17 protein-coding genes are annotated in these 18,314 nt (G+C 54.5%); 12 read left to right on the forward strand and 5 right to left on the reverse strand.

Annotated elements, in window-relative coordinates:
* Nucleotides 1–241: DUF6361 family protein (locus Q1J88_RS08480; protein ID WP_301117196.1), on the reverse strand; the 241-nt coding region annotated here is incomplete at its 3' end.
* Between the two features lie 434 nt (nt 242–675).
* Here Q1J88_RS08480 and Q1J88_RS08485 point away from each other — a divergent pair.
* Nucleotides 676–1,146 (forward strand): hypothetical protein, encoded by a 471-nt coding sequence (locus tag Q1J88_RS08485; RefSeq protein ID WP_301117197.1) that lies wholly within the window; start codon nt 676–678, stop codon nt 1,144–1,146.
* Nucleotides 1,147–1,464: 318 nt separating this feature from the next.
* On the opposite strand, the gene gyrB is transcribed toward Q1J88_RS08485, so the two are convergent.
* From gyrB to dnaA, 3 genes are all read right to left on the reverse strand, one after another.
* Nucleotides 1,465–3,912, reverse strand: coding sequence for a DNA topoisomerase (ATP-hydrolyzing) subunit B (gene gyrB / locus Q1J88_RS08490; protein ID WP_301117198.1), 2,448 nt, complete (start codon nt 3,910–3,912; stop codon nt 1,465–1,467).
* A 97-nt stretch (nt 3,913–4,009) separates the two neighbouring features.
* Nucleotides 4,010–5,119 carry a DNA polymerase III subunit beta gene (gene dnaN, locus Q1J88_RS08495; RefSeq protein WP_301117199.1) on the reverse strand — a complete coding sequence of 370 codons (1,110 nt, stop codon included), beginning with the start codon at nt 5,117–5,119 and terminating at the stop codon, nt 4,010–4,012.
* Between the two features lie 2 nt (nt 5,120–5,121).
* Nucleotides 5,122–6,519 (reverse strand): chromosomal replication initiator protein DnaA, encoded by a 1,398-nt coding sequence (dnaA, locus tag Q1J88_RS08500; RefSeq protein WP_301117200.1) that lies wholly within the window; start codon nt 6,517–6,519, stop codon nt 5,122–5,124.
* Between the two features lie 343 nt (nt 6,520–6,862).
* Between dnaA and rpmH the strand changes: the two genes are divergently transcribed.
* The 10 genes from rpmH to Q1J88_RS08550 all read left to right on the forward strand — a co-directional run bounded on the left by rpmH (nt 6,863) and on the right by Q1J88_RS08550 (nt 16,103).
* A complete protein-coding gene (rpmH, locus tag Q1J88_RS08505; RefSeq protein WP_013521800.1) occupies nt 6,863–6,997 on the forward strand; it encodes a 50S ribosomal protein L34 in 135 nt (44 codons plus the stop codon).
* Nucleotides 6,998–7,040: 43 nt separating this feature from the next.
* Nucleotides 7,041–7,406, forward strand: coding sequence for a ribonuclease P protein component (rnpA, locus tag Q1J88_RS08510; RefSeq protein WP_301117201.1), 366 nt, complete (start codon nt 7,041–7,043; stop codon nt 7,404–7,406).
* Nucleotides 7,403–7,636 (forward strand): membrane protein insertion efficiency factor YidD, encoded by a 234-nt coding sequence (yidD, locus tag Q1J88_RS08515; protein ID WP_301117202.1) that lies wholly within the window; start codon nt 7,403–7,405, stop codon nt 7,634–7,636. Before rnpA ends, yidD begins: the two co-directional genes overlap by 4 nt.
* Before the next feature lie 160 nt (nt 7,637–7,796).
* A complete protein-coding gene (gene yidC, locus Q1J88_RS08520; protein WP_301117203.1) occupies nt 7,797–9,512 on the forward strand; it encodes a membrane protein insertase YidC in 1,716 nt (571 codons plus the stop codon).
* A gap of 10 nt (nt 9,513–9,522) precedes the next feature.
* Complete coding sequence (gene mnmE, locus Q1J88_RS08525; protein WP_301117204.1) at nt 9,523–10,938, forward strand: tRNA uridine-5-carboxymethylaminomethyl(34) synthesis GTPase MnmE; 1,416 nt, start codon at nt 9,523–9,525, stop codon at nt 10,936–10,938.
* Between the two features lie 92 nt (nt 10,939–11,030).
* Complete coding sequence (locus Q1J88_RS08530) at nt 11,031–11,822, forward strand: crotonase/enoyl-CoA hydratase family protein (RefSeq protein ID WP_301117206.1); 792 nt, start codon at nt 11,031–11,033, stop codon at nt 11,820–11,822.
* 72 nt (nt 11,823–11,894) lie between these two features.
* Nucleotides 11,895–12,659, forward strand: a complete 765-nt coding sequence (locus tag Q1J88_RS08535) for an SDR family NAD(P)-dependent oxidoreductase (RefSeq protein ID WP_301117207.1) — start codon at nt 11,895–11,897, stop codon at nt 12,657–12,659.
* A gap of 28 nt (nt 12,660–12,687) precedes the next feature.
* Nucleotides 12,688–14,508 (forward strand): acyl-CoA dehydrogenase C-terminal domain-containing protein, encoded by a 1,821-nt coding sequence (locus Q1J88_RS08540; RefSeq protein ID WP_301117208.1) that lies wholly within the window; start codon nt 12,688–12,690, stop codon nt 14,506–14,508.
* Nucleotides 14,489–14,956 carry a MarR family winged helix-turn-helix transcriptional regulator gene (locus Q1J88_RS08545; RefSeq protein WP_301117209.1) on the forward strand — a complete coding sequence of 156 codons (468 nt, stop codon included), beginning with the start codon at nt 14,489–14,491 and terminating at the stop codon, nt 14,954–14,956. Before Q1J88_RS08540 ends, Q1J88_RS08545 begins: the two co-directional genes overlap by 20 nt.
* A 94-nt stretch (nt 14,957–15,050) precedes the next feature.
* Nucleotides 15,051–16,103, forward strand: coding sequence for a metallophosphoesterase (locus tag Q1J88_RS08550; protein WP_301117210.1), 1,053 nt, complete (start codon nt 15,051–15,053; stop codon nt 16,101–16,103).
* Between the two features lie 579 nt (nt 16,104–16,682).
* Here the strand turns inward: Q1J88_RS08550 and Q1J88_RS08555 are convergent.
* Nucleotides 16,683–17,852, reverse strand: a complete 1,170-nt coding sequence (locus Q1J88_RS08555) for a methionine aminotransferase (RefSeq protein WP_301117211.1) — start codon at nt 17,850–17,852, stop codon at nt 16,683–16,685.
* A gap of 243 nt (nt 17,853–18,095) precedes the next feature.
* Here Q1J88_RS08555 and Q1J88_RS08560 point away from each other — a divergent pair, with 243 nt between their 5' ends.
* The gene (locus Q1J88_RS08560) at nt 18,096–18,302 is read left to right on the forward strand and encodes a cold-shock protein (RefSeq protein ID WP_301117212.1); all 207 of its coding nucleotides are present in this window, start codon (nt 18,096–18,098) and stop codon (nt 18,300–18,302) included.
* Nucleotides 18,303–18,314 lie beyond the last annotated feature (12 nt).

Here is an 18,314-nt window from a genome sequence, read left to right on the forward strand (position 1 = left end):
CCAAACGATCGTCCTGAACATTGCCACGCTCCAGATCCCTGAGCAGCCAAGCCACAAAAAGAAAATAGCGAGCACGGGTCTGGATGGTGCTCAAGCCAGGTAAAAAGTGGTCCGAGATCGCGTCGCGAATAAGTCCAAGACCCAATTCGTCAATCGTCGACTTGTCCTTTTGCGATTCGAGCAGCGTCAATATGTTCTCACGCTCTGATGAGGAGAAGTCGAGCCATTGAAGGGCAGGCATTTATGTCCGGGTCAGAGTAGAAAACACAATTGTGCCAAATTGGCTTGAAGATAAGCCAATGGTCAGATGCAAGTCCACTACCTTGAGCACTTTACCTCATAAATGACCGCGAACTCGATATCCGTTGACAAGGCCTTCCCTCAAGGCACCAAGTAGTCGGGACGCAAACGCGGCCATTGCAGACACAATCAGCGGGCAAGCTCCTTAGCATCGGCACCCTCAGGAGTCAGCAGAGCTACGTAAAATAGATATCTCGCTCTAGACGCGATGCAGAGCCGTGCTGACGTTACATCGAGAACCTATCTGAACGTTCGTCTCACCATCCGCCTACGCCAGGTCCGATGTGTATTCACGAGGTGTTGAGTCTTGCACTACTTGATCGTCGCTTTAAGAATCAGTTGTCCAGCGTAGGATTGCCAATTTCAGGAGTTGTTATGCGTTCGTTCAGCGCCAATGTATCCAAGTTCTTTGTAGCCTCATGTCTGGCGTTGGCCTCATTTTCAGCTTATGCAGACTGCGCAATAGTTCGTGTTACCTCGGCAGATAAAGTGAGACAAGCTTTAAAGCATGGCGGAGGGTATAGCTTTGGCAACTATGATGAGGTTTGTGAAAAACTGCGTCGAGCTAATGCTGTGATCGTGATCTCCGGTTCGGATGGTGTGTTGGCCAACCGTTCTTTTGCATGGGCTTCTATTGGCGTGGCAGATGCTGTGAACCAAAACGTCATGGTTACCGCCTTTAGTACAAACCAAACGATAATGGATGAGTATGCAAGTGCACACCTTGGGCCGGAGTTGCTGATGAGCGCTATCGACAATGCTCTGAACTCATGGACCGAACTTGATAACGCGCTTGCTGAGCTTAATAACGTTCGGCAAAAAATGCATAAGGCCGCTTCAAAGTAAGTTGTCTTTCGGGCTTGATGATCAAGCCCGTCACAGCGCGGGATTTCCGCCGGTGACCAGGCCTGTAGGGCGACGGTCGCCGTACCAAGTGCGCATTGTGTCACCTGGAACGACGGTTGGCCGCACGGTGGCGCGTGTAATGCAATTGGCCCCGCTCCGCAGCGTGACAGCCCGAACACAGACAGAACGACAAATGACCTCCGGCATTACTACCAGAGGCCGTTTTAATTCGTCGTTCACTGCGGATTATTTCACTTATCGCGAAAATGCGTTTTCACCAATTACGCGAATTTTTCAATATATGTGATAACCGACAAATCAAGTATCAATATTCCCCGCCTGCAACGCATACTTTTCAATAAACGCGCGCCTGGGCTCAACATGATCTCCCATCAGTGTCGTGAACACTTCATCCGCCGCAATCGCGTCTTCGATCTGAACACGCAGCAAGCGCCGGACGTTGGGGTCCATGGTGGTTTCCCAAAGCTGCTCGGGGTTCATTTCACCCAGGCCCTTGTACCGTTGCTTGGTCACGGAACGCTCGGCTTCGGCGCGCAAGAACTGCATGGCGTCGCGGAAGTCGTCAATGGATTTTTGCTTGCGCTTGTCGTCTTCGCCACGCGCAATATATGCGCCTTCGCCGATCAGGCCGGTGAAGGTTTTGCCGGCCTTGGCAAGAATGGCGTAATCGGCGCCCAGGACAAAGACGCGGTCGAAAACAGTCACGCGCACATTGCCATGATGCATGCGCTTGACCACAACACGCCAGGCGGAGTTATCGTCGTTCGATTCGACCTCGACTGTAACGTTGGGCATGGTGGGATCTTCGAGCGCAACTTGCAGGCGGCGTGCGGAATCGGCAGCGTTTTCGGCACTGCTTAGATCGAGCTCGACACCCTCGGCGATGGCCGACAGCGCTTCAACATCCATCTGCCTGGACAGGCGGTTGATCACAGCATCCGCCATGATGTATTGGCGTGCCAGTTCGCCTAACGCTTCACCGCTGATCACAGAAGCGCCTTTTGAAGGCAGAAGCTCGGCGTCTTTAAGCGCCACCTGCATCATGAACTGGGCCTCTTCCTGATCGTCCTTCAGATAGCGCTCTTCGCGGCCGACCTTGACCTTGTACAGAGGCGGCTGCGCAATGTACACGTAACCGCCTTCGATCAGCTCGGGCATCTGACGGTACAGCAGTGTCAGAAGAAGGGTGCGGATGTGTGCGCCGTCAACGTCGGCATCGGTCATGATGATGATGCGGTGATAGCGCAGCTTTTCGATGTTGAAGTCTGGGCCGATGCCAGTGCCCAGGGCGGTAATGAGGGTGGTAATGGCTTCGCTGGCAATCAATCGGTCAAAGCGCGCTTTTTCTACATTAAGAACCTTGCCGCGCAGGGGCAAAATTGCCTGGAACTTGCGGTCGCGGCCTTGCTTGGCGGAGCCGCCGGCAGAGTCACCCTCAACGATATAGATTTCGCTTTTGGCAGGGTCTTTTTCCTGGCAATCCGCCAGCTTTCCTGGCAAGCCTGCGCCTTCAAGCACGCTTTTGCGACGCGTCATTTCGCGAGCCTTGCGAGCAGCGTCGCGCGCACGGGCTGCTTCAATAATCTTGTTGCACAGAGCCTTGGCGTCGTTGGGGTTTTCAAGCAGCCAGGTCTCGAGGGTGCGCGATACCGCCTCTTCAACGGCCGGGCGCACTTCGCTGGAAACGAGTTTGTCTTTGGTCTGGCTGCTGAACTTGGGCTCGGGCACTTTTACCGACAACACGCAGGCCAGGCCTTCACGCATGTCATCGCCGGTAGTGTCGACCTTGGCCTTCTTGGCCAGTTCGTTATCGGCAATGTATTTATTGATGATTCGCGTCATGGCAGCGCGCAAGCCAGTCAGATGAGTTCCGCCGTCGCGCTGGGGAATATTGTTGGTAAAGCAAAGTACTGTTTCGGTGTAGCTGTCGTTCCACTGCATGGCAACGTCAACACCAATCGTGGCGTCGCCCACTGTAGATTCCGTACTGACAGCAAACACGTTGGGATGCAAAACGGTTTTGGTACGGTTGATGTATTCGACGAAGCCCTTTACGCCCCCCAAAAAGGCAAAGTCTTCTTCCTTGCCCTGTCGCTCGTCTACCAGGCGAATCTTGACGCCGTTGTTCAGGAAGGAAAGCTCACGCAGGCGCTTGGCCAGAACATCGTAGTGATATTCGATGTTCTCGAAAATGGTGTCGTCGGCCAGAAAGTGAACTCGTGTGCCTTGTTTATCGGTACTGCCCGTAACATGCAGCGGTTCAACGCGCTCGCCCTGACGAAACTCCATTTCATGAGTCTTGCCCTTGCGCCAGATAGTAAGGCGCAGCCATTGCGACAGGGCGTTGACGCACGAAACACCTACGCCGTGCAAACCACCCGACACCTTGTACGAGTTGTGGTCGAACTTGCCGCCGGCGTGCAGTTCGGTCATGACGATTTCGGCGGCGCTTCGGCCGTACTCGTCGTCTTTGTGAATGTCGGTAGGAATACCGCGCCCGTTGTCGGTTACCGAGATGCTGTTGTCGGCATGAATGGTTACGACGATGTCGTCGCAGTAGCCGGCCAGGGCTTCATCGATGGCGTTGTCGACCACCTCGAAAACCATGTGATGAAGTCCGGTGCCATCGGAGGTGTCGCCGATGTACATGCCTGGACGCTTGCGGACCGCTTCAAGGCCCTTGAGCATCTTGATGGATTCGGCGCCGTAGCCTGCTTCATTGGCAATCGTGGTTTGATCTGACATAGCTTATTTAGAACCTTAATTACGCCTTTCGGCGAGCCTTGCGGCGGTGGGCCGCACGGCAACAGGCCGTCGGCCGGTCAACGGGCATCGGAAATAGTTAGATGCGCATTGGCATGACGACATACTTGAACTGATCGTCGTCGGGGGTAGTTATGAGAGCGGACGCATTGACGTCGGGCTGAACCGACCACCTGACCATTTCTGTCTTGATATTGGAAAGAACGTCCAGCAGATAACTGACGTTGAATCCGACATCCAGTGGCTCGTGGCTGTAATCGATGTCGAGCTCTTCCAGCGCCTCTTCTTGCTCGGCGTTGGAAGAGGTTATTTTAAGCTGGTTGTCGGAAAGCTGGATCCGGACACCCTTGAGCTTATCGGTGGTAAGAATTGCCGCGCGCTGCAAGCTGCCCTGCAATTGCTCTCGATTGACGAGGAAATGTCGTGTGTAGTTCGTGGGAATGACACGGGTAAAGTCGGGGAACTTGCCCTCGACCAGTTTGGAAACCAGTTCGACGTCGCCAAAACGAAAACGAATCTGCCCGGGAGCCACATCTATGGTAACAGGATCGTCGTTGTCGCCCAGCAAACGCTGCATTTCAAGAACGGTTTTACGCGGCACGATAACGTCGTGCTTGCTTTCGATGCCTTCGACCGCCGTAGCGCTGTGCGCCAGCCTGTGGCCGTCGGTGGCCACCGCGCGAACCCAGCCCGGCTCGAATACAAACAGCAGGCCGTTCAGGTAATAGCGGATGTCTTGCTGGGCCATGGCGAAATGCACCATGTTGAACAGGTGCTTGAGCGTCTTTTGCGACAGCGAAAACGAGACATCCCATTTTTCGGGCTGGGCCAGCGTGGGGAAGTCGTCGGAAGCCAGAGTTTGCAAGGCAAAGCGACTTTTCCCGGATTGAACCGTAAGCTTTCCGGAACTGAGCGCCACCTTGACATCACCCGAGTCGGGCAAGGCGCGAAGAATATCCAGCAGCTTGCGGGCGGCTACCGTTGTAGACTCATTGGCATCACCCACGCCAAACTGCGCATGCGTCGTAATTTGAACTTCCAGATCGGTGGCAATAAAGGCGAGGTCTTGGCCTTGCTTGCGCAACAGGATATTGGCCAGAATGGGCAACGTATTTCTTCTTTCGACTATTCCCGCCACCGTAGACAACGGTTTCAACAGGGCGTCGCGAGTCGTTTGTATGAGTTGCATGGTTATCCTTTTAAGGTTTGTTCTAATACGTGTAAAGCGTGGTTGAGCTCAGACTGTTTTGTGCGCGCATCAGAAATCTTGCGCACGGCATGCAAGACCGTGGTGTGATCACGCCCTCCGAACAAGTCGCCGATCTCGGGCAGGCTTTTCTGCGTGAGCTCCTTCGCAAGGTACATGGCAATTTGCCTGGGTAATGCAATATTGGCCGGTCGACGTTTCGAATACATGTCGGCGACCTTGATCTTGTAGAAGTCGGCGACGGTTTTCTGAATGTTCTCAACGGTAATCTGGCCGTTGGACACAGAAAGCAGATCTTTGAGCGCGTCCTTGCACACTTCAACGGTAAGCACCTCGCGACCGTGAAATCGCGCATAGGCCGACACCTTGCGCAAGGCGCCTTCAAGTTCACGCACGTTGCTGCGCAAATGCTTGGCAATGAAAAACGCTACTTCCTCAGGCATGGTAATGCCTTCGGTCTCGGCTTTGCGCAACAGAATGGCCACCCGCATCTCGAGCTCGGGCGGTTCGATTGCGACGGTCAGACCTGAATCAAAACGTGAAATCAAGCGGCTGTCGATGTTGGACAGTTCTTTGGGGTAGGTGTCGGATGTGATGATGATCTGCTTGCGCTGGGCCACCATCGCCTCAAATGCATAGAAGAATTCTTCTTGCGTACGGTTCTTGCCCGCAAAAAACTGAATGTCGTCGATCAGCAGCAGGTCAAGCGAATGGTAGTAGCGTTTGAACTCGTCAAAAGCCTTGCGTTGATATGCCTTGACCACATCAGACACGTACTGGTCGGCGTGCACGTAACGCACGCGGGTTCCCTTGCCACTTTCGAGCAGCGCATTGCCGATGGCGTGAATCAGATGAGTCTTGCCCAGCCCCACGCCCCCGTACAGAAACAGGGGGTTATACGAGACGCCCGGGTTTTCGGCCACCTGGAGCGCTGCCGCGCGGGCCAGCTGATTGGCCTTACCGGTAACAAAGTTATCAAAGCGCAATTCGGTATTGAGACGCGAACGATCATGGATCACGTCTGCCGGCGACTGCTGTTGCGGTGCAACATTATCAGCGGGCCGGTCGGCAGCGGACCCGGAAGATACGGCGGGGGCAGCAGCCGCTGCAGCAGGCGGACGTGATGGAGCCGCGGTAGACGCCGCCAGTTCGAACGCTACCTGCACAGGACGTTCGAACCACTCGCTAGCCAGGGTTTCGATTTGATGTGAGAAATTCTTACGGACCCAATCAAGCTTGAAACGATTGGGCGCAGACACGCGAAGCACCGCCTGCGTTTCGTCGAACGCCAGCGGTACAAGGGGGCGTATCCAAGCACTTATTTGCTGCGGAGGTAGGTCTTGCTCCAGTCTCTGGACGCAAGTCTGCCAAAATTCTTTCATGTCCACCACTTGAGTAAACCTCGATTCTACCCTGTTGAGCCCCAAGTTATCCACAAGGCGGGACCACTTCGTCAACCCTCACAAACCTTTGATATTTGACTAGTTCCCCATAATCTGTTGAAATGATGGGCTTTTGCAATTTTTGATTGCCAAGGCCGCAGCATGCTTGCGGTAGCTTGGGCTTGCGGTAGCCAGGGTTTATTCTTGACCCGGCCGGCAACAAAACCGCCCGAGCCTGCGCCAATTGCAACAGACAAGCACAGCTTTTGAAGATACCCCGCGTAGTCTTTTGGCATCTTCAAGGCAAGAATCCACAACACCCCATTTCGTTCCGGTATAGACCATGAAACGCACTTTTCAACCTTCAGTCACTCGTCGCAAGCGTACCCACGGCTTTCTCGTGCGCATGAAAACCCGCGGTGGCCGCGCCGTGATCAATGCCCGTCGTGCCAAGGGTCGCAAGCGCCTGGCCGTCTAAGCCTGACGCTGGCTTTCTACCGGAAAGCCGCAATGCCTGCTTCATGCGTGCCACGTTTGGTCCGGCGGCGCGCCTGCACCGCCCCTCTGAATTCGCCGCGGCCCTCAAAGGCCGGCGCATTGCCAGAGGGGCGTTGCTCGTTGTGTCCACCCCTCGCGAAAAACCCCAGACGGACGCTTCGGCCAGACTCGGCATGATCATAGCGAAACGGTTTGCACCACATGCCGTCACGCGAAATACAATCAAACGAGTCATCCGCGAAGTCTTTCGGAAGCGACGGCACGAATTACCGCCTCGCGATCTGGTGTTTCGCTTGCATAGCCCGGTCGGTACGATATCGCTGACCCAGCTCAAGACACAAGTGCGAGCAGAAGTCGAGACACTTCTGGATAAGGTGCAGGCATCATGATCAAAGCTTTACTGATCGCGCCGATTCGGTTTTACCGTTATTTTCTAAGCCCCTGGCTAGGCCACAACTGCCGTTTTACCCCTACCTGTTCAGCATACGCCATTGAAGCCATCCAGACTCATGGCGCCCTGAAAGGCCTTTGGCTGGCGGCTCGCCGGTTGGCGCGCTGTCACCCCTGGGCAGCCGGCGGATGCGACCCGGTACCCCACGCCCATCACCGCCGCCACTGACAGCGACGGGATGTAACCAAACCAGGTCAGCCTAACCGGGTCGACCTGCCCGGGTCAACCGGACCGGGTCAGCTGACTTGGTCGACCGTCAATTTGAATTAAGGCGGCCTACGTTAAACTAACGAGCTTTTGCTCCGCTTGAACTTATCTTACAGGCGCTATGGATATCCGACGCACCATCCTCTGGATGATTTTTTCTTTCTCGCTGCTGTTGTTATGGAATAACTGGCAGGTGTATAACGGTCAGCCTTCGCTGTTTTCGGGAAAGCCGGCAAACACCCAGCAGGCAGGCACCGAGAACGGCAGCACTAATGGCACAGCAGAAGGTTCCGCTGGTGTGCCGGCTGCAGGTGTACCAATGGCCGCCGATACAGCGAGCGGCACAGCGGCTACGGGCGTGCCCGCTGCGGGCGGTGCAAGCTCCCAGGCAGCTGCCGAATCCGAGAAAATCACCATTACGACCGACGTTTACAATCTTGTATTCGATACCCAGGGCGCTCAGATGGTGCGAGCCGAATTGCTCAAATTCGGCGACGAAGATGACCCTGACAAGCCCATGGTGCTGCTTAACAACCAGCCCGGCTCAACCTACCTGGCACAGACCGGTATTGTTGGCGCGCCGCAGGGTGAAAGCTTTCCCACTCACCTGACTCCCTTCAGGCTTGTCTCCAGCGAGCGTTCGCTGACCGGCGACACGCTGGATGTCGTGTTCGAAGCGGAAAGCGGCAATGCCCGAGTGGTCAAGACGTTTACCTTTCATCGTGGCCGTTACGACATCGACGTGCGTCACGACGTCTATAACACTGGCAGCGCAGCGATTTCTCCGTCGGTGTACCTGCAGCTGACGCGAGACGGCAACGACCCGCCAAACACCTCATTCTTCTACAACACCTTTACCGGACCATCGGTATACAGCAGCGAAGAAAAATACCAGAAGGTGAAGTTCTCGGATATCGACAAGAACAAGGCGTCGTATATCAAGCAAGCTGACGACGGCTGGATTGCCATCGTTCAGCACTACTTCGCCGGCGCATGGGTTCCTGTAGAGAACCGTATTCGTCACAACGAAGTGCTTCGTGTGGCAGACAACCTGTACTCAATCCGCGCCATTCAGCCCATCGGGACGATTCAGCCCGGCGAACAACAGGCCATCAATGCAAAATTCTGGCTGGGGCCGCAAGACCAGCAGGCCATGCAGGCAGTTGCACCCGGCCTGGATGTGGTTGTCGACTACGGTTTTCTTACCATCATTTCCAAACCCCTGTTCAAGTTGATGACCTGGATCCATGGATTCCTGGGCAACTGGGGCTGGACGATTGTGGTACTGACCCTGCTGATCAAGCTGGTGTTCTATCCATTGTCGGCGGCCAGCTATCGCTCGATGGCCAAGATGAAGCAGGTCACACCTCGTCTGCAGGCATTGCGTGAAAAGTTTGGCGACGATCGCGCCAAGCTAAATGCGGCCATGATGGAGATGTATCGCACAGAAAAGATCAACCCCCTGGGCGGATGCTTGCCCATGGTGGTTCAGATACCTGTCTTTATTGCACTGTACTGGGTGTTGCTGGGTAGCGTAGAGATGCGTGGCGCGCCCTGGATCCTCTGGATTACAGACCTTGCAGCACCCGACCGCTGGTTCATCCTGCCTGCCATCATGATGGGTACGATGTTCCTGCAGATCAAGCTCAACCCGACGCCTCCCGATCCGATGCAGGCACGCATCATGATGATCATGCCGCTGGTGTTTGGGGGAATGATGTTCTTCTTCCCCGCGGGGCTGGTGCTGTACTGGTGCGTGAACAATGCGGTATCGATCGCGCAGCAACGCTACATCATGCATAAACTCGACAAGGAAACCAAAGCAGCCAAGCGCTAAGGTCTTATCCATGGCTGCCTCTTCGCAACAACCGATCGCCGCCATTGCCACCGCGCCCGGACGTGGCGGCATAGGCGTCGTTCGCATCTCTGGACCCGATCTGGCACCCATTGCTGCGCGTCTGTTTGACCAGCCCCTTAAGCCACGGCACGCGCACTACTTGCCGTTCAAGGATGCAAAGGGCGAATCGATTGATGCGGGCATCGTACTGTTTTTCCCGGCGCCGCATTCCTACACAGGCGAAGACGTTCTTGAGCTTCAGGGCCACGGCGGTCCGGCAGTCATGCGCCGCCTGCTCCAGCGCTGCCTGGAAGCGGGGCGCGAGTTCGGCCTGCGACACGCCGAGCCGGGCGAATTCACCCAGCGTGCTTTTCTGAACGACCGGCTCGATCTGGCTCAAGCCGAGGCCGTCGCCGATCTCATCGATGCCTCGTCCGAAGCCGCGGCACGCAGTGCCATGGCTTCCCTGAGCGGTGCATTTTCTGAGAGGGTCAACACGCTTAACGATCGAATCGTGCACCTGCGCATGCTGGTCGAAGCCACCCTCGACTTCCCCGAAGAGGAAATCGATTTCCTTGAAAAGTACCAGGCCCGCGCAACCCTCGACGACATACGCATGCAACTGGATAATCTGGTGCAGCAGGCTCGCCAGGGCATGATTTTGCGGGAAGGACTGCATGTGGTGCTGGCAGGACAGCCCAACGTGGGCAAATCCAGCCTGCTCAACGCCCTGGCCGGTGACGAGGTAGCCATCGTCACGCCAATTGCCGGTACGACCCGGGATAAAGTCGTCCAGCAAATCCATATTCAGGGGGTTCCACTTCATATCGTCGACACCGCAGGCCTGCGCGAAACTGACGACACGGTAGAGAGCATTGGCATTGCCCGTACCTGGGCCGAAATCGAAAAAGCCAACGTCATCATCCACCTGAAAGACGCTCGCGACCCGGCCGGCGAACTGGACGCAGCGATCAAGCAACGATTGCCGGCCCACACACCGGTGCTCGAAGTTCACAATAAGATTGATTTGCTCGATCCCGCGCACCCGTCAGCAATCAATGCTGATAATGTTCCGTCGCTTTCAGGCACGCAGTCGCAAGAAGCTTTTGTCATGTCGGTACTGGGCATCTCTGCCAAAACCGGCACTGGTCTCGATGAACTGCGTCACAAACTCCTGGAAATTGCCGGATGGAACCCAGGGGCTGAATCACCGTGGCTGGCCCGGGAACGCCATTTGATTGCGCTACGCAATGCAGCCGAACATCTGCAGCTGGCGGACGAACATGCAAGCCAGGCTGACAACGTGCTTGATCTTTTCGCCGAAGAGCTTCGTCTGGCTCATGAAGAACTTTGTGCCATCACCGGCCAGTTCACCAGCGACGATCTGCTCGGAGAGATCTTCTCCAACTTCTGCATCGGTAAATAAAAGCTAGCGATTCCCCTAGTTGCGGTAGGCTCGCAATTATTTATAATGAATAACAGTTATGTTTTATAACTATTATTCGAGAGCTTTCCCTCATGAGTCAGTCCGACCATTCTTCATTACTCGACGTCAAGTACGTCGGTTCCATCGCCCAGGTGGGCATCAATCGTCCTGAAAAGCGCAATGCGCTCAACGACGATCTGATCAAGGCCATTCACGACTGCTTTGCATCCATGCCTGAAACCGTCAAGGCCATCGTCTTGTATGGCATTGGTGATCACTTCTGCGCCGGACTGGATCTGTCCGAAGTCAACCCCCAGTCCGTACCTGAATCCGTCATGCATTCGCGTGGCTGGCACGCAGCATTCGAGCACATCCAGTTCGGCCGTGCGCCGGTTATTGCCGTCATGCATGGAGCAGTGGTCGGAGGCGGGCTGGAACTTGCAGCCTCGGCACACGTGCGGGTGGCCGAAGAATCCAGCTTTTACGCACTGCCCGAGGGCAAGCGAGGCCTGTTCGTCGGCGGGGGTGGCTCGGTACGCATTACCCGTCTGATCGGTGTGTCGCGCATGACCGACATGATGCTTACCGGTCGCGTTCTGGACGCTCAAGAAGGTCATTTGGCCGGAATTTCTCATTACACCGTGGGCGCAGGCCAAGGCATGGCCAAGGCTATGGAACTGGCCGAAAACATCGCATCCAATGCAGCCATGTCCAACTACGGTGTAATGCATCTGTTGCCGCGAATCGCAGACCAATCCATGCACGATGGCATGGTTACAGAATCGCTGATGGCCGCCGTGGCTCAAACCGACCCGGCCACGCTCGATCTTCTTGCCCAGTTTCTGGAAGGCAAGAAAAACAAGGTCAAGTTCAAGCCGCAATAATCACTTTCGAAAGCCGGGCCTGCCCGCCACCCGCCGGAGCCTGCGCCCGCTACGCTTCTAAAAGAGGACGACATGGAAATTCAAGGACAACCGGCTATTGTGACGGGCGGTGCATCCGGCCTGGGCGCAGAAACTGTGCGGCAATTGGCAGCCGCCGGGGCACGCGTCGCCATTCTTGACCTGAATGAGGCCGCAGCAAAAGACCTTGCCGCAGAAGTCGGCGGTTTGGGTATTGGCTGCGACATAACCAATACCGAAAGCGTCGAAAACGCCCTGCGTATCGCAGCCGAAGCACACGGGGCCGCCCGCATTCTGGTCAATTCAGCCGGTATCGGCGGTGCCAAGCGGCTGGTTGGCAAAGACGGCACGGCCATGCCGCTTGAACACTTCACACGTATCGTCAATGTCAATCTGATTGGTACGTTCAACGTCATGCGTCTGGCGGCAGCGCAAATGATACCGCTTGAACCTCTGGAAGATGGTGAGCGCGGCGTGATTATCTGCACTTCATCGGTGGCGGCGTATGACGGCCAGATTGGCCAAGCTGCCTATGCAGCATCAAAGGGTGCCCTGGCTTCGATGACGCTGCCCCTGGCCCGCGACCTCGCCCAATTCGGAGTTCGTGTCGTCACGATTGCGCCAGGCCTGTTTCTGACTCCCCTGCTCCACGAACTTCCCGAAGAAGTTCAAACCTCGCTCGGTCAGAGCATTCCCTTTCCAAAACGGTTGGGCAAGCCTTCGGAATTTGCCCTGTTGGCCCTGCATGTCGTGAACAATCTGTCGCTGAACGGCGAAGTCATTCGACTGGACGGCGCCTTGCGCCTGCCTCCGCGCTAAGTCTAAGTACCCGGATTCTGGAAGACAAATGTTTTCGTATCAGCCCCCGCTCAAAGATATTCGCTTCGTCCTTACCGACCTGCTCGATGCTTCTGGACGGCTATCGCAGCTTCCCCCGTTTTCCGAAGTTGACGACGATCTGATGATGCAGGTAGCCGAAGAGGCCGGACGCTTTGCCAGCGAAGTTCTGTTTCCATTGAATGCCGTTGGAGACCGGGAAGGGTGCAAGTACGAAAACGGCAAGGTAAAAACACCGCCCGGATTTGCCGAGGCCTATCGGCAATTTTACGAAGCGGGCTGGCCGGCCCTGGCGTGCGATCCCACCTATGGCGGCCAGGGTCTGCCCAACACGCTCAACAATGTGCTGTACGAGATGCTCAGTTCGTCCAACCACGCCTGGACGATGTATCCGGGGCTATTGCACGGCGCTTACGCGTGCTTGCACAAGCACGCCAGCGATGAGCTCAAGCAACGTTATCTGCCCAAGGTTGTCAGTGGCGAATGGCTGGCGACAATGTGTCTGACCGAATCGCAAGCCGGAAGCGATCTCGGGTTATTGCGTACCCGGGCAACGCCTCAGGACGATGGCTCGGTACGCATTTCGGGCAGCAAGATATTCATTTCGGGCGGCGAACAGGACATGACGGACAACATTGTTCACCTGGTCCTGGCTCGTTTGCCCGATGCACCCGCCGGCAGCAAGGGAATCTCACTATTCCTGGTACCCAAGTACTTGCCGGAGGGCGAAGGCCTTGGCAAACGCAATTCCATTACTTGCACGGGCATTGAACATAAAATGGGCATCCACGGCAGCGCAACGACCAGCCTGCAGTTTGACGACGCAGTCGGCTGGATGGTGGGTGAGCCGAATCGCGGTCTGGCAGCAATGTTTGTCATGATGAATGCAGCGCGCCTGGCAGTCGGAATCCAGGGGCTGGGCAGCGCCGAAACCGCGTATCAGAATGCACTTTTGTACGCTCAGGAACGTTTGCAGATGCGTGCAGCCGTTCGGCCGCCACAGCGCCGCAGCGAGCCTGCCGACCCCATCATCATGCACCCGGCCATGCAGCGATTGCTGATGACACAGCGTGCGTACGTGGAAGGCTTCCGCATGTTGGCGTACTACAGCTCATTGGCATTGGACGTCTCGGAACATCACCCCGACCCGCAAGTGCGCGCCGACAAAGACGCCGAGCTGGCCCTGTTGACACCCATCATCAAGGCGATGATGACGGACCAGGGATTCCACGGTTCGAGTCAGGCATTGCAGATATATGGGGGCCACGGCTTTATTACGGAAACGGGTATTGAGCAGTATCTTCGCGATTCACGTATTGCCATGATCTACGAAGGTACGAACGAGATCCAGGCCGTTGACCTGCTCTTGAGAAAAATACTTTCCGACGGGGGCAAGCGCCTCGACCAATTTCTGGCTCAAGTACAGGAAACCATCGACGCCGAGATAAACACCGAATTGCGTGAGCCGGCCGAAGATTTATCCACACTGGTAAATAACATTCGTGAACGCGTGGCAGCTATCGCACAGGCGGCGACAAGCCATCCCGAACTGCCGCATACCGTCGCACCCGAGATGCTGCGTCTGGTCGGGCATTGTTCCATTGCATGGCTGTGGCTTCGCGCCGGTCGGGTCGCTCACAGCAAGATAACTGACGACCCCGTGTTTTTTCAGGCAAAACTCGGCACCTGTCAGTATTACTTTGACTTCGTCCTGCCAGAAACCAGCCAATTGCTGCAGATTATCGATAACGTCCTGGAAAGCACGAATCACAAGAACCAGCCGCCCATGCTTTCGGACGTAATGCGTCAGTATGCCCAGACCGATTCCTGATCCCGTTTCAACGACCATGCCGGCAGATCATATTGACCAGGGCACGTTGACCCAGTCCGTAGGTTACTGTTGCCTGCAAGCGTATCTGGAAATTGTGCCCAACATAAAAAAACAGTTGGGAAAGCTTCAGCTTCGTCCGGTTGAATACACCGTTCTGTCGTTGATCAATAGCAACCCCAATATCAATCAGAAACGCCTTGGGCAAACGATAAGGGTCTCGCCGCCCAATATGGCCACCCTGCTCGACAAAATACAGGCTGACGGCCTTATTGAGCGCAGACGTAACCCCAACGACCGTCGATCACAAATCCTGGCTCTCACGCCCAAGGGCCATCAGCTGTATCTGAAAGCAGAAGCCGTCGCTACCCGCGCAGATATCACCCCTACGCTGACAGACGATGAACGCCAGCAACTGCTTTCCTTGCTGACCAAGATATTTCAAAACTAGGCAATTAAATCCAACTGGTTCCGAGGGCTGAATCGACAGTCACAGGCCACAATTTGCTGCTAATTGTGGCCAAATGCGGTTATGCTACAGCCACATGCATTTAGTTAAACGCCTTCCGGATAATCCGCTCGACATCGTTGGCGACATTCACGGTGAATATTCCGCGCTTGTCCGCTTGTTAGCACATCTTGGCTACGACACCGAAGGACGCCATCCACAAGATCGCATGCTTGTGTTCGTTGGCGATCTTATCGACCGCGGCCCGGATAGTCACAGCGTCGTGCAGCTGGTGCAGAGGCTGGTCGAATCGGGCAACGCGCGATGCATACTGGGCAATCATGAAATCAATCTCTTGATTGACGATGTAAAAGACGGCTCGGGGTGGTTCTTTGATGAGCGCCACCAGCAAGATCTGAAACACTACGCGCCATTTCGTCGAACTCCGCCCGAAAAGCGTCAAGCATTCAAGGATTTTCTGGGCAGCCTGCCCGTCGCGCTGTTTCGCGACGACATACGCATTGTGCATGCGGCGTGGACAACACCCGCCATTCAGGCCGTAGAGTCCATTACCCTGGGCACGGTCACCGAGCAGTACAAGATGTGGGACTTCGCCGCGCAAAGCAGTGCTCAGGCTACCGGTCTTTACGAAAGATACCTGGCCGAGAAGCAGCGATGGGCAATCGAACTTGAAGACGAACAACGGCCTCCTCCCTACCTGCACTCTATCGCCGAATATGAAGCCACCCAGCAAATGATCAATCCCCTGAAGGTGCTTACTTCCGGCGTCGAAGTACAGGCCGATGAACCGTTCTTTGCTGGTAATCGATGGCGCTTCTCGGACAGGGTTAGCTGGTGGGACGACTACGACGAAGCTGTACCGGTAGTCATTGGCCATTATTGGCGCCTTATCAAGCCCATAAAGAGCGTAAACATGCCCCGGTATACGCAACTATTCAAAAGCATTCCACCGAATGCCTGGCACGGCAGGCGCCACAACGTGTTTTGCATCGATTATTCGGTTGGGGCTCGCTGGAGAGACCGCAAGGCAGGTCGATCGATCGAGAACTCGCGGTTTCGTCTGGCAGCCCTCCAATGGCCTGAAAACCAGCTTGTTTTTGATTCAGGCGAAACCATGCCAACCTGCTGAACCTCAGTGAAGTATTGATATTCCACTTAGGGCTGTCTGCGGACAGCCTTTTTTGCGCCCCACGTTTCACTGCCGACGTACGTCAGGCACCACGAAATTTTCTTCAGGTTGACGATGTTTACGGTTAGGGGTGCGCCCTGCAGATCGTGAAGTCGTGATACTGCTGGTGTGAAATCCACAACTCAATCATTCAAATTTGTCGCCACAACCCTCAAAAGGCTCAATTTTTACAAAAAGATACAATATTTCCACCTGTGGATAACTACTAGGGTCGGAAATTGTGGACTGACTGTGGATGACCAGGGGATAAGCCGGCATAAATTAGCTCCGGCCAAAGTTGTCCAGAAAGTGTCCTCATCAACCAAAAGAGTTATCAGGAGCAAAAAAATGCTGTAAGGCGTTGATTGAATACGGATTTTCGCACATGTACCACTTATCCACAGACACCCATTACTACCACCATTTATATATAAAAATTAAGGTCTGAAAAAGATATCTGATCCCAACTCCACCCAATTATCTGGTCGTACCTCTTGCAAGTTTTACGACGTATACTTCACCGGGTCGATCAACAGACACTTAAATTTTTACCAAGCGCTCTAATGCTTCATCGAGGGTTTGGTCCTGTTTGGCAAAACACAGCCTCACAAGTTGGTGATTCGAACCCTTATCAGACGGATCCTGATAAAAGGCGCTAACCGGAATTGTGGTAACCCCATGTTCTGTTGTTAGCCAACGTGCGAACTCCAACTCGTTTTGGCTCGAAATTTCGCTGTAATCGGCAATTAAAAAAAATGTTCCATCGCAGGGTAATGGCTTGAAACGAGTTGCTTTGAGCCCCTGAGCGAGGTAGTTACGTCTTTTTTCGTAAAAGTCTGCCAGTTGCGTGTATGGCAAGGGATTGGTCATGAACTGCGCCAGTGCATACTGAAAGGGAGAGCTTGTTGTGAAAACCGTAAATTGGTGCACCTTACGAATTTCTGTAGTTATTGCTTTTGGGGCGGTGCAGTAACCCATTTTCCACCCGGTCGTGTGATACGTTTTGCCGAACGATGAAACAACAACTGAGTTTTCCACCAAGGCCGGCCGCATCGACAAACTCAAATGTTTGTGTCCGTCAAACGTGATGTGTTCATAGACTTCGTCGCTTAACAGCAAAATGCCATGTTTTTGTACCAGGCTTTCGATGGCATCCAGGTCAGTTTTTGTCATTACGATGCCGGTAGGGTTATGCGGAAAATTGAGCACCAGCAAGCGGGTTTTTGCAGTAATGGCATCTTCGACTCGCTGCCAATCGACGCGGTAACGTGGATTTTGCGCGGTCGGTGCCACCATTGGAACAACTACTGGACTCCCACCAGCTAACTGAATGATGGGAATGTACAAGTCGTAAAACGGTTCAATCACTATGACTTCATCGCCAGGATGCACCAGGGCCATCAAGGTGGCCATCAGAGCTTCGGTAGCACCAGCGGTTACGGTAACCTCATGATCAACATCATATTTATGGCCATACAGGGACAATATTTTTTGACTGATTTGTGAACGAAGCGCAGGTATTCCAGACATGGGCGCGTATTGATTGTGCCCTTCATGCATGGCCTTGTTCACCAGTTCGAGCAAAACTGGGTCAGGCGTGAAATCCGGAAAACCCTGTCCCAGATTGATAGCATCATGATCAATCGCCATTTGACTCATGATCGTAAAAATATTGGTGCCGACGTTAGGCAAGCGTGAAATCGGGTTCATGAAATCGTCGTGTTCGATAGTGGGTTGGACATCCCAAGATTATCGTCGTAAGCAAGCTACGTGCATGAAAAAATTGTGCGACATAGGGGAAAACTAGTATTTGTGAAAGCGTGTGGCTGTGGTTATTCTTGCCGGTGCATTCTTAACCAAGCTGTACGCGGGATTCTGTACCAGGTGGCTGCTGCTCTTTTGGTGTAGGCGTTCTTGGTTTTGAGCACCTTTTTCATTTTTAGGACGCTACACATGGCTCAGAAGGGCAAAGTTAAATGGTTTAACGCCGACAAGGGTTTCGGATTCATCACTCCAGACGACGGCGGCACAGACGTATTCGCACATTTCTCGGCTATCGAGGGCCGCGGTTACCGCAGCTTGAACGAAGGCCAGGAAGTCGAATACGTAGTAAAGGACGGGCCCAAAGGTCCCCAAGCTGCCGAAATTCGCGCGCTATAAAAAATAATAATA

The organism is Pusillimonas sp. (assembly GCF_029263785.1).
Taxonomy (GTDB): Bacteria; Pseudomonadota; Gammaproteobacteria; order Burkholderiales; family Burkholderiaceae_B; genus Pusillimonas.

Bases quoted from the DNA above. Each gene is read 5' to 3' on its own strand.
- yidC (WP_301117203.1), top strand. From the start codon at position 7,797: ATGGATATCCGACGCACCATCCTCTGGATGATTTTTTCTTTCTCGCTG.
- Q1J88_RS08545 (WP_301117209.1), top strand. From the start codon at position 14,489: ATGCCCAGACCGATTCCTGATCCCGTTTCAACGACCATGCCGGCAGAT.
- Q1J88_RS08550 (WP_301117210.1), top strand. From the start codon at position 15,051: ATGCATTTAGTTAAACGCCTTCCGGATAATCCGCTCGACATCGTTGGC.
- yidD (WP_301117202.1), top strand. From the start codon at position 7,403: ATGATCAAAGCTTTACTGATCGCGCCGATTCGGTTTTACCGTTATTTT.
- Q1J88_RS08530 (WP_301117206.1), top strand. From the start codon at position 11,031: ATGAGTCAGTCCGACCATTCTTCATTACTCGACGTCAAGTACGTCGGT.
- gyrB (WP_301117198.1), bottom strand. From the start codon at position 3,912: ATGTCAGATCAAACCACGATTGCCAATGAAGCAGGCTACGGCGCCGAA.
- Q1J88_RS08560 (WP_301117212.1), top strand. From the start codon at position 18,096: ATGGCTCAGAAGGGCAAAGTTAAATGGTTTAACGCCGACAAGGGTTTC.
- rpmH (WP_013521800.1), top strand. From the start codon at position 6,863: ATGAAACGCACTTTTCAACCTTCAGTCACTCGTCGCAAGCGTACCCAC.
- Q1J88_RS08555 (WP_301117211.1), bottom strand. From the start codon at position 17,852: ATGAACCCGATTTCACGCTTGCCTAACGTCGGCACCAATATTTTTACG.
- Q1J88_RS08540 (WP_301117208.1), top strand. From the start codon at position 12,688: ATGTTTTCGTATCAGCCCCCGCTCAAAGATATTCGCTTCGTCCTTACC.
- Q1J88_RS08485 (WP_301117197.1), top strand. From the start codon at position 676: ATGCGTTCGTTCAGCGCCAATGTATCCAAGTTCTTTGTAGCCTCATGT.
- dnaA (WP_301117200.1), bottom strand. From the start codon at position 6,519: ATGAAAGAATTTTGGCAGACTTGCGTCCAGAGACTGGAGCAAGACCTA.
- Q1J88_RS08535 (WP_301117207.1), top strand. From the start codon at position 11,895: ATGGAAATTCAAGGACAACCGGCTATTGTGACGGGCGGTGCATCCGGC.
- dnaN (WP_301117199.1), bottom strand. From the start codon at position 5,119: ATGCAACTCATACAAACGACTCGCGACGCCCTGTTGAAACCGTTGTCT.
- mnmE (WP_301117204.1), top strand. From the start codon at position 9,523: ATGGCTGCCTCTTCGCAACAACCGATCGCCGCCATTGCCACCGCGCCC.
- rnpA (WP_301117201.1), top strand. From the start codon at position 7,041: ATGCGTGCCACGTTTGGTCCGGCGGCGCGCCTGCACCGCCCCTCTGAA.